3 protein-coding genes are annotated in these 12,211 nt (G+C 68.2%); all 3 read right to left on the minus strand.

Annotation, left to right across the window (positions count from 1 at the left end; translation table 11 throughout):
* Window positions 1-62: 62 nt before the first annotated feature.
* Window positions 63-7,658: an OmpA family protein gene (locus D3H34_RS18315; RefSeq protein ID WP_286185886.1), complete on the minus strand. Its 7,596-nt coding sequence runs from the start codon at window positions 7,656-7,658 to the stop codon at window positions 63-65.
* Between the two features lie 218 nt (window positions 7,659-7,876).
* On the minus strand, window positions 7,877-10,831 hold the full coding sequence (locus tag D3H34_RS18320) for a beta strand repeat-containing protein (RefSeq protein WP_119555531.1): 2,955 nt from the start codon (window positions 10,829-10,831) through the stop codon (window positions 7,877-7,879).
* Window positions 10,832-11,001: 170 nt separating this feature from the next.
* On the minus strand, window positions 11,002-11,634 hold the full coding sequence (locus tag D3H34_RS18325) for a hypothetical protein (RefSeq protein WP_286185887.1): 633 nt from the start codon (window positions 11,632-11,634) through the stop codon (window positions 11,002-11,004).
* Window positions 11,635-12,211 lie beyond the last annotated feature (577 nt).

Genomic DNA, 12,211 nt, shown 5'->3' on the forward strand with positions numbered 1-12,211 from the left:
CACAAAGATCGACCCCCACCCACCTGCACCGTTTCTCTTTCTGCTTTGCATCATGGTCTCGTTCAGCGGGTTTCCTGCGCAGCCGCGGCAATCACGACCCAGCGGCTCTTGGGACTGTTGTCAGCGTCCGCGACAGGCGGCGTGTCTTCCTTGGTGTCCGTGCGCAGGCGCAGCACGTCCACGCCGCGCCCGATCAGGTAGCTGCGCACAGCATTGGTCCGCTGCGCGATCAGCTGCAGGCGGTCGTCGGCGTTGCCTTGTTGCGCATCTGCGTGGCTGATGTGGATCACCACCTGCGCCTCGGTCGCCTTGATCTGCGCGGCCAGCGTGTTCAGCGTGTCGTGCGCCTGCGGCTTGATGAAGGACTTCATCGGCTCGAACAGTGCGTCGGCCTGCAGCACGGTGCGCATCGGCAGCGGTGCGACCTCGACGGCCACCTTCTCGGCCTTGTCAGCCTTGGCATTCACTTCAGCCCCCGCCGAAGCAAACCCCAGATTCGTCTCATCGAACTTGAAGCGCAATCTGACGTAGGCCCCCTTGCTCGTGTACTCGTTGGCCGTCAGGTCCCGGTCGTTCAGCCCCACGAAGTTGTAGCCCGCCGACACCCACATGTTCTTCTGAACCTGGTAGCCCACCTCGAAGCCCAGCGTCTTCTGCAGCGCCCCGCCCTTGCCGTACAAGAGACCCGCCTGCACCCCGAAGTCCCAGTCCTGGTTGATGTCCTGCGTGTAGCGCGCCTGCACCAGGTGCGCCCAGTACTTGCTGGCCAGCGTCCCGTCATCGGCGCGGCTGAGCTTGAAGGCATAGCGCGCCATCACGGCCCGGCCCGGCTCGGGGTTGTAGTTCACATGCGCCGAGACGATGTCCGCACTCGTCTTGCCCGGCAGGCTCGCGCCGTTGTCCGCGCCGAAGACGCTGCTGCCCTGCAACGCACCGGCCGCGTTGCCCGCGCCCACCACGCGCTCGGAACGCCGCTCGTAGCGCGCCAGCGCATTCCAGGTGTCGTCGTCCACCGGCCGGTAGGCGATGCCGATCTGGTGGCGCTGCAGATGGCGCTCGTTGCCCGCGTTGGCGCCCCGCCCTTCGCTGTCGCTCACGATGCTGCGCGCCAGCAAGCTCAGCGAGGGGCTGAGCTTGTAGCCGAAGCCGGCGCTAAAGAGGCGCGTGTTCGCATCGTCGCCCCAGCGCGCCTCATACACGCCACTGGCCTTGATCGTGTCGGTGATGTACTCCACGCCGCTGGTGATTGCGGTCGATTCGCCCAGCCCGCCAGCATAGCCCGTGCCGGTGTTCTTGCTGTTGCTGTAGCCGCTCATGTCGCGCGTGTGCTCCACGCCTCCGGTCACGCGCACCTGCTCGTTGATCTTGAAGGTGTTGCGCACGCCGATGGCCGCCTGCACCCCGCGCCCCTCGGCGCCGTCGGCGATGCGGTACTCGTTGTACACGCGACCGCCTTCCATGTAGTTGCTCTCGATGCCGACGATGCCCGTGTTGTTGCGCTGCGTGCTGTCCAGCTCGTAGGGGCCGTTCAGGGTCGAGATGAGTTCGTAGCGCCCATACACACGGGTCTTGTCGGTCACGGCGTAGTTGCCGCCGATGGCCAGCACATGGCGCTTGCCGTCCTTCAGGTCCTGCTCGCCTTCAATGAAGACCTGCGCACCCGTCAGGAACGGCAGCGCGGTGGACAGGCGCCCGCGCACCGTGGTCTGGCTCTGGGTGTCGACGCCATTGGCCTGCACGGCGGCGCCCAGGGTGGTCACGCTGTTGGCGCCGATGCTGCTGCCCATCTGGCCGTTGTAGGTGGAGATCTGGCCGTAGTCGAAGCCCGAGCTGGAACCCAGCGCGTTGTTGCTCTGGCCGTGGCGCAGGCCCACTTCGGCCACTGTCGTGTCGCTGAGCTTCTTCTGCACGCTCAGCGTCGCGCCCTTGCGCTCATCCCCTTGCACCTGGGCGGCGTCCTTGCTGTAGAGCACCTCGCCGCGCACGGCCAGGGTCGGGTCGATGCGGTACTCGGCGCGTGCCGAGGCCTCGGTGTGGCCGGCCGAGAAGCTCGCGCCCGGGTTGTCGAAGCCCTGGCTGGTCTTGGCCGCCAGGGCCACCACGGCCAGCTTCTCGTCCTGGTAGCGCGCTTCCACCCGCGCACCGTGGCCGCTGCCCTTGTCGTCGGACTCGGTCTTGACCAGCTCGCCGGCCACGCTGGTGTTCTCGCCGATGCGCGCCACGCCCGTGAGCGCCTGCAGCTTGCGCTTGTTCTGCGGGTTCTGGTCGACGCTGGCCACCACGCCCAATTGGAGGTTCTCGCTGACCTTGACCTGCACGTCGGTGCCGGCCACGGTGAACTTGGGGCCGCCCGAGTCGACCTCGTAGGTCACGCGGATGGACTGCGGGTTCAGGTTCGCATCGATCGAAGCGATGGCGTGCGTGAAGAGAATGCGGCGCGTCAGCGGTTCCACCGTGTAGTCCACGAAGCGCGCCACGGCCGTGCGCTGCAGCACGATGTTGGGCTGGTTGCGGTCGCGCACCACGATCTCGATCTGCTCGCTGTTGTCCACGAACTCGCCGTTGCCCGCGCTCAGGTAGTACGGGCCCGAGGTGCCCACGGCGCGGAACTCTTCCACCTGCTGGGTCTGGGCGGTGCGCGAGACGTAGCTGGTGGCGCGCACGTTCTCGTCTTCGTACACGTGCTTCAGGCCCGTGAGCGAACGGTTGCTCTGGCTCAAGTTGCGCACCTCGGTGCTGCTGGCGGTGGTGAAGTCGCCGTACAGCAGGTAGGAGCGGTTCTTGTCGATGCGCACATAGAGCTTTTGCGTGCTCTGGGCGTCGAAGCCCTTGACGGCGGAGTCGCCGTAGATGGGATAGAACTCGTCGGGGCGGATGTCGCGGAACAGGCGATCCTTGCGGGTCTTGTCGGAGTCGTAGGCGGCGGTGAGCAGGTACTCGCCCTTGACGGTGCCCTTGAAGAAGAAGGCGGCGCGTCCGCTGGCGCGGGTGTTGTTGTTGCCCTCGTCCTTCAGGCCCGTGAGTTCGGCTTCGAAGGCGGCGCCGGCGGGCATGGCGCCGATCGGGAGCTTGCCGCGCTTGGTGAAGTCCAGAACGCCTTCGACGATGCCCACGCCGATCATGGGGCGCATCTCGGGCAGCAGCGCCAGGCGCACTTCCTTGACGAAGGTGCCCGCGCTCACGCGCAGGCGCGCATCGCCGGGTTCGCCCGGGGGCAGGAGCTGGAACTCTGCAGCACCGCCATCCATGAAGACCTGGGTGCCCGGCTCGGTGGGGTTCAGGTCTTCGGCCAGCCAGCGGCCGCGATCGGTCTCCAGGGTGAGCTGGGTGCGGGCGGTGACGGGCACGCCGGCCGCGTCGATCAGGCGCACCTTGACGACCACGGGGGTGCGCAGGTCGGCGCGGGCCACCTCGGGCAGGTCGACCTCGATGGCGCCGAGCTTGTCGGGGGCGATGAGGGTGATCTCGTCGGCGCTGCCTCGCACGTTGCCGAAGCCGTCCACGGCTTCGAGCTTGAGGGTGTTGGTGCCGGGGCGCAGGGCCACGCCGATGTATTCCCAGGCGGCGATGTTCTTGGACGCCAGCACGGTCTTCTTGCCGACGCGGCGATCTTCCAGGGTCACTCCGTTCACGCTCAGGCGCAAGACGCCGCCGGCAGCGCCCTTGACGCGCACGTTGATGGATTGGCCGGCGACGGTGTCGCCGCTCTTCAGGCCGATGAAGGCCAGGGTGTTGTTCTCCAGCTGGGGCAGCAGGGTCTCGAGTTCGATGGGACTCGGAGCCGCTTGCGGCAGCATGGGCGTTGCGCGGGGTTCGAGCATGGCGCCACCCGTACCGATGGGCCGCACCGGGCCTGCGCCGACGCCGGTCGCCGAGCTTCCTGTGGGCGAGGATGGCAGGCCCGAGGTGGACACACCGTTCAAGGGCGAGAACAGGCTGCCGGTCGGGATCGCCGGAGGCTGGACACCCAGCGTGCCACCCATGCTGCCACCCCCGCCGCTGACGAAGCTGCTGGCGTTGGCCGGGGCCACGGGCAGTGCGATCAGCGGTGCGGAGGTGGTCTGCACGGCGCCGGTGCTGCCGCTGACCAGCGCCTGGCCGGTGGCGGGCAGGCCGCGCACGTCGCCCACGGGCACGACCTTGCCTTCGGGGTCCAGGCGCAGGCGCACCTGCGCTTCGGCCTCGGTGTCGGGGCGTGCGGCGATGGCGGCGCGGCGCGCGGCCACGTCGGCGATCACGCGCTTCTCGTCGCAGTTGGTGATGATGAAGTTGGCCTTGTGGAACTCGCCCTTCTTGAGGTCGACGAAGCGGCTCTCGGGGGCGCCCGCGTTGCGGTTGTCCAGCACTTCGAGCTTCGCGCCCAGGGGCAGCGTGGTCTGGTCCAGGCGCAGCACGTGGGTCACGGGCTTGAGGCCGTACAGGCTCCACTTGCCTTCGATGTCGGTGACGACGTGGGTGCCGTCTTCCATGTACAGGCGCACGCCGGGGACGCCGATCTCGTCAGTGCCCTCTTGCTTGCCGTCGCGCTTGCAATCCAGATAGACCTTGCCGAAGGCGAAGGCGTCGTCGGAGAACACGCCGCCGGTCACGCGCACGGTCCAGTTCGCCAGGTTCGACTGGATGGGGCCCGAGGTGGCGCGTGCGCGGTTGATGGCATCGCCGTTGGTGGGCGCGCCCACGCCGATGCGCACGCGGTAGCGCACCATCGCGCTCTGATCGGGTGCGATGACGAGCGCGGGGTAGTTGAAGATCAGGCCCGGGCCGGCGCCGCCGGCGGGGTTGGGCACGACCTGGCCGTTCAGGCGCACGCTGTTGGCCACGTAGGCGAAGCCCGGGGGCAGCGTGTCGTTGAAGGTGACGCCGGTGACGGGGAAGCCGGTCTTGTTGGTGACGGTGAGCGCGTAGTCGATGAAGTCGCCGAACTCGACCTGGCGCTTGCTGCCGTCCTTGCGCAGCACGAGGCCCAGGATGTTGCCCGGGTCCAGCGGGATGTGGTTGTGCACGGCGTCGCAGGGCGTGCCGTCGGGCTTGGCGCCGGCCTGCACCTGGAAGTAGTAGCTGGTGGGGTCGGCGTCCTTCGGGGGCACGGCGCTGGGCACGACGGCGCCGCAGCTGTTGAAGGAACCACCGGTCACGGGGATCAGTTGCGAGGGGTAGACGTAGCCGCTGCCTGCAGGCGGGGTCACGGACAGGCCATAGGTGCACAAGCCGGTCACCGGGGGCGACTGCAGGTAGAACTGGTAGGCGCCGTCGGCGCCGGTGGTCATGGAGATGCTGCCGTTGGGGTTGAGGGTGTAGGCACCGGAGTCGGCACCGTAGATCTCCGCGGCGGTGATGGGCCCGGCCGTACCGCTGCTGCAGGACTGGCGCGTGTAGGTGACCAGGGCGCCGGCCACGGGTTGGCGCGTGAGGGCGTTGTAGACGGTGCCTTGCGGATCGACCAGCAGCGACTGCACCGAGCTGGCGGTGGCGGCCAGCAGCATGGTGGGGGTGACGTTGACGGTGTTCTGCTCGAAGGCGGCGGCCCAGGCCTTGTTGGTGAGCGACACGCGCCCGCCGATGGCCGCTGGCTTCTCGGTGATGCGCACGCTCAGGCGGATCTGCTCGCTCTGGCCGGGGGCCAGGGCGCGGCTGCCATCGGTGAGGCTGAGCGCCACTTCGGTGGGCAGCTGGAAGGGGTTGGCGCTGTCTTGCGTGCTGCGGTTGCAGGTGGCGCGGCCGGTGAAGCCGGTGGCGGCGTTGAGGTTGCCGTTGGCGCTCTTGGGCGGGCCCAGCAGTTCCCAGGAGGCGATCTGACCGCTCGACTTGTCCATGTCGAAGGTGCAGTTCAGGTTGTCGATGACGCGCACGTTGGGTGCGGCGACAGCGCCTGTGTTGCTGACCTTGAAGGTGTAGTCCAGCTCGTAGACGCCCGGGGAGACCCGGCGGGCCATGGAGGCCTGCTTGGTCAGGGTGAGCGTGGGCAGCTGGGTGGACACCGGCGTGGGCGAGGTGTCGTTGTTGGGGTTGCCGTCGCCGTCCGGGTCGGGGTTGTCGCCGTTGACGGAGTCGTCCAGGGCCACGGCCGGGCCGCCGGCGTTCAATGCACCGGAGGCCTTGACGGTGTTGAGCAAGGTGCCGGTGCGGCCGGTGAAGTTGATGCGGGCATCGAACTGCACCGTGAGCTGCGCGCCCACGGGCAGCACGGCGCCCTCGGCCAGCAGGTTGGAGGCGGCGGCGGTGCCCTTGAAGGCGGGGTTGGCCGTTGCGATGGTGCCGCCGCTGGGGGCGGGCGCAATCACGATCGAGCCGGGCACGATGGTGTACTGGTTGGCGCCGGGCACTGCCGCTGCGGTGTAGGTGCCGAACTGGGTGGCGCCTGCGCCCTCCATGACGTCTGCGGCCTGCACGCCGTACAGCCACGAGGTGCCGTAGTTGCGCACGTTGACGCTGAAGCGCACGGTGGCGGTGCCGTCGGTCTTGCCGTCGGCGCCGCGGTTGATGCGCGGGGTCGATGCTGCCTTGGCCACGCCGATGCGCGCCTGGGTGGAGCTGATGACGATGGTGTTGGACGGCACGGTGGCCGGGCCGGTGCCGTCGTTGTAGGCGCTGTGGGCGGTGTTGCGGATCTCGCCTGTCTGGTCTGCGTTGACCTTGACGGCGAACTGCATCGCGATGGACACGTTGCGCGCCACGGGCGTGGAGATGCCGATGGCCACTTCGACGGCCGAGGCGTCCTCTGCGGTGCGGTAGCTGAAGGCCGGGTCGTTGGCCAGGCGGTACAGCTTGACGGCGTTGGCGGCCGTGGTGCGCAGGGTGCCGGGCAGGTACTGGGTGCCGGCGGGCACGGGGTCGCGCACGAGGACCAATGCGGAGGGTGCGCCGTTGACCAGCAGCGGCGTGTTGGTGGGGGCGATGACGTTGGACGGCTGTGCGTCCTGCGCGCCGATGTTGGTGCCCGAGACGGAGAAGTCGATGCGCGTCTGGCCCGGGATGACGGTGCCGGGGTAGCTGGCGGATTTGACGAGCTGCAGCGCGGCGGCGTTGCCGACGGTGACGGTGTCGCGGTTGGCGGCAGTGAGGCCTTGCAGTGCGGTGGTGGCTGTCAAACCGACGCAGGCCACGCCCGTGGCTGCCGTAGGGATGGTGCCCTGCACCAGCAACGCGGCGGTCTCACCCGGCTTCAATGCGATGGCACCTGCCGCGTTGAGCTGCACCACGGGATCGGCCGGGTCGACCACGCCGTTGTTGTTGGCATCGCGCACCACGCGCAGTGCGGACAGGTCCAGCGTGTCGGCTGCGCAGCCCGCTGCGTTGTTGGCCAGCGCCAGCGTGTAGGTGGAGGCGACGTTGCCGGTGTTGGTGAGCAGGTGGCTCAGCGTGACGACGCTGGCCGGCGGGCGCGACAGCGACTGGTCCTGCGTGAGCACCAAGGCTTCCACGGGCAGCACCGTGGCGATCACTTCGTTGGACGAGATGGTCTCGGTCTGCGCCAGGCCGTTGGGGACGTACGTGCCCGTGGCAATGCTGCGGATCACGATGCCCGCGGGGGCGGGGGCTGCATGCGCCGATGCCATCACGCCGAGCAGCAGCACGAACGCCATGCATGCGCACAGCGCGGCAGCGAACCCGCGCGGCGATCGCGGGCCGGTGCCTCTGAGCTTGGACGTGAACAGCATGTAGCGAACCCTTGAACGATCTCTGCCTGGGGACCCAGAAAGGAATGGAAGAACTTTTTTCCTGTGCGCCCTCGCCCGTCGATGGACAACGAGCGGTGAAGGCGCAGGGGAAAAAGGGGGCGAGCCCCCTTGTGGGGATGTGAAGGTGTGCCTGGGAGGGAAGCCACCGGCCGGCACGGGGCCCGCCGGCGCTTCGCCTTCACACAGGCCGGGGTCCCTTAGTTGTTCACCTTCACCGAGAACAGCAGCGTGGCGGTGCCGCCAGGCGCAACCGTGTTGCTTGCGCTGCCGCAAGCCACCGTCGTCGCGGTGCTGCTGTAGGCCAGGGCCGTACCGGTCACGCCGGTGGACGTGCACTGGTTCGCGGCCGGAGGCTGCGTCGCGCCCGTGAAGGTGGTGTAAGCCGGCACCGCGTCGTTGATCGACATGTTGGTCACCGGAGCGGCGCCTTCATTGGTGGCAACGACGCGGTACACGATGCACTCACCGGGCTTGGCGACCAGCGGAGCCGACGAGGACGGGACCTCGGTGCCGTCGCAGTTCGTGTCCAGCGCCTGCGTCTTCACGAGGCGCATCTGGCCGGTGATGACGGTGGTGATGTCGGTGGCCGTCGGCGAGCCGCAGGCTGCGACGTCGGGGAAGGTCACCGTCACCGTGGCGGTGTCGGTGGCACCTGCCGTGGCACCGCCCGGTGCGAACACCTTGACGAGCAGCTTGTGCGTCTTGCCGCTGTCCAGCGCGGTGCCGGTGGGTGGTGCGGTCGGCGTGACCGTGCCGTTCGTCACCAGCGTGTCGCCGCCGTCGATCTGGCCGTCGCCGTTCACGTCGACATACAGCGCCGTGGTCCAGCCCGCCGTCACGTCTGCCGCGGGCAGCGTGGCCGTGACGTTGTACTTGGTGCCGCAGCTTTGCGCGCCGGTGATGGTCACCGTGTGGGCATACACCACCGAGCCGCCGGGAGCGACCTGGCCGTTGTTGTTCGGCGTGAGCGTCGCGCCGAAGGTATTGGCCGTGGTCACGGTCACCGCGTCCATCTTCGTGTCGATCGCCGTCACTCCCGTGGAGGTCGTGATGGTGGAGCGCACCTGGAAGTACACGGCCTGGCCGGTGACCGGCGCTTGCGAGGCAGGCGGCGTCACGCAGGCATCGACCGGCGTCTGCGTGGTGGCGGGAACGTTCACCGAGGTGATCGCCGCACCCGCGCAGGTGCCGCCCGCCGCCACGAACTTGACGGTCCAGCCCGCGGGCAGGCTGCCCGGGAAGCTGTTGGTCTGGCTCGCCGCCAGGCTGTAGGTGTTGGCCACCGAGTCGTTGTTACGCACGAACAGGTTGAAGATCGTGCCGGTGCCGGCGGGGGTCGTCTTCGTCGTTGTCGGCTGCGGGCTCGGGCCCGTGCCCACGTCGCCGTTGCCGGTGTTGCCGGCCGTGCCGTTACCGGTGGCCGTGTTGGTCAGGTCGACCAGCACACCCACCACGTTGGTCAGCGTGTCGCGCGTCGATTCCGTCTTCGTGCTATCGCCCGTGGAGGTACCGGTGACGATCGCACTGCCGCCCGCGCCAGGTGCCGCCTCGGCCGGCAGCGTGGCTGCCAGCACGAACTTCACGCTGCCGTTGGCCGGCACCGGACCGGTGTCGGGAATGCCGTCGCTGTTGTTGTCGATCAGCGGCGTCACGCCGTCGGCGGCGAAGAACTTGAAGGTCGTGCCGGCCGGGAACGTGCCCAGGGCCGCCGTGAGGTTCACGACGTCCGGCGCGTTGCCGATGTTGAACACGGTCTGGGTGAACTTCACCGTGGTGCCCGCCCCTGCGCTGGCCACGGTCGTGGTGTCGGCCGCGGTCGTGTTGGGGTTGCCCACTGCCGTGTCCTTCGAGGCCGTCGGGCTGGCGCTGGCATCGGCCGAGCCGAGGATGATGCCGAAGGTGCCGATGACGTTGTAGCTCGACGGGTTGGTCGGCGAGCCCGGCGTGCCCGGGTTGTCCGACGTGGTCGTCGGCGGCACGGTCACGGGGTTGTACCTGGCGGTGTTGGTCGTCGTCGACGTGCCGATGGCGGCCGTGTCGTTGACCATCACGACGAAGCTCACCGTCTGCGTCACGTTCTGCGGCAGCGAAGCCACCACGAAGGCCAGCGTGTTGCCGGTCGCGGTGAAGTCGATGCCGGCGGCGGCGGCCGCTTCAGCTTGCGGTGCATCCGTGAGCGCGGTGCCCGGTGCATTGCTCCACACGGCCGAGCCCGGCACGTACGTGAAGCCGGCAGGCACTGTGTCGGTCATGACGAAGCGACCCGGTGCACCGCCCGTGTTGTTGAACTTCAACGTGTAGGTGGTGTACACGCAACCTGCGGCCGGCGTGGTCGCGCCCGCCACGGTGGCGGCGCAACCGGCCACCGAACGCGGACCGCTCACCGACGCCGTGGGCCAGGTGCCGCCGTTGGCGGACCAGGCGACCGACGGAACGGCCAGGCTCTTGGTGGCGTTGAAGGCGGCCTGGTCCGTGAGGTTCACGTTGTCGACGTCGGCGGCCGTGAGGTTGCCGGCGGCGTACAGCGCCGGCGTGCCCGCGGTGGCCTTGACGGTCGCGGCCACCGGCGAGGTGAACGTGGCTGCCGTGGCCGTGCTCGGGATCGAGTACGCGACGACGAACGGGAAGGTGCCGTTGTTGCCCGCAACGGTCTGCGCCGGAACGTTACACACCGCACCCGGCACCACCGAGCACAGCGCGGTCGTGCTGTCGGGCACGCCGTCGGCATTGGCATCGGCGAACACTTCGACCTTGGTGAAGCCGTTCGGGCTCGCCGGTGCGGTCACCGTGAAGGTGAAGGTGTCGGTGCCGTTGCCGGTGTTGGTCAGCACGTGCGGCGCGTACACGGTCGTGCCGGCCGCGCCTGTCTTGGTGTTGACCACCGTGGTGGTCTCGGTGGTGAAGGTGTCCAGGTTGAACGAGCCGACCTGCTGCACCGTCGTCTGCACGAGGTTGGAGGTGGCCAGTTGGCTGGCCCCATTGGGGTCCAGGTAGGTGGCCGAAGCCTGGTTGCCGATGACGGTGTTGGCGGGTGGAGCCGCGGCGAAGGCACCGGAACTTCCGAACAGGAAGCTCAGCGTCAAGGCTGCTGCGCCCGCCCAGAGCGCACGCGGCGCGGGGCCGGTGCGACGGGCTGACAAGGTAGGGGTCACTTGGGTTTCTCCTCAGGGGTGGGTCAAGAAAGGTCAGGGAAAAAGGACGAACTCACCCCGGCCGGGGATTTCCGCGAACGGAAACCGGCAATGGAAAAACCAGCGGGGTTTCAGGAAAGAGAACTCGCCGTCAGCGCGGGATGCCGCTGACGGTTGTCAACGCCGCGAACTCAGGGCGTCTTGCGCGCCACCTTGTCGGCGGCGGGTGCGGGTGCTGCTGCAGCAGGCGCGGCGGGCGGTACCACCGTCTCGACCTTGGCGCGCGCGGTCACCGCGGCCGAGCCGTTGGCCGGCAGCTGGCCCAGCGTCCAGCGCAGCGAGCGGTATTCGTTGTACGGAACCGCTTCGCTCTTGCCGTTGACGGTGCGTGCCAGCGGCTCGGCGGCGAACGCGCCGTCCTTGGTCGCTGCCTTGACCAACGTCGCGCCGGGCTTGGCGGTCTTGGGCAGGTACTCGAGCCCTTCAGGGATCGGCAGGTTGGCCACCAGGCCGGTGACGGCCTTGCCCGTGTGGTTCGTGTAGGTGGCCGTGTACTCCAGCACGTCGCCCGGCTTGACCGAATCGGCCGCCACCAGTTGCTCCTTGCCTTGCGCGTCCTTCACGACCTTGGACTGCACCAGGACGACTTCCACCGTCTTCTTTTGCGCAGCCTCGGTGGCGGCAGCCATGGCGGCGGGTTGGGCGACGGCCGCGCCGGCAATTCCCAACACGGCCAGTACGGCCGCACCGCCGCCAAGGCGGAAGGCCATCTGGAGGATGGGGATCGCAAGGAAGCTCGATCGAGATGATTTCAGACGGGACATGAATGACTCCAAATTGAATGTGTGCAAGGGACGCATCGGGACCGGATCTACTGAAGACCTGGAGAGAGAAAGTGCATGAAGTGCACGCCGCTCGCCGGTCGTCGCCTGCGGTTCCGGCCATGAAGGAAGGCGTGCCTCCCTCGCGGCCTACCGCTCGTTTCTTTCTTCTGTCGACATCGCATCCACAGGCGTGGCAACTCGCCAGCGACATCGGACTTCGCATCGGCAACGCCAGGCCGCTGCGGCCCCTGCATCGCCGCCGGAACAGGTGTCCGGCTTCTTGAATGAAGTCCCAATCCAGATCGCATGCGCCTCCCCCATCCGGTGAATCGAAACGTGCCGACCGCCTCTTGCTGGGTTTTGTCGGCTCGCCTCTCAATTTCGGAACACGTTCTCGATCGGTTACGAAGCCCCCATCCTCGCTTGTGACTTTTGTCGCATTCGAAGAACTGGAATGTGTCCAACGCGCACTTTTTTGTTTCTGGACACCGGTCGCGAACTGCGCGGCGGCCTGCGCCCTCCAGGCAGGCGCAGCAAGGCCTCCCCAGGGCGCCCTCGCCCGGTGACGGAGGCAGCC

The sequence above is a fragment of the Acidovorax cavernicola genome, assembly GCF_003581445.1.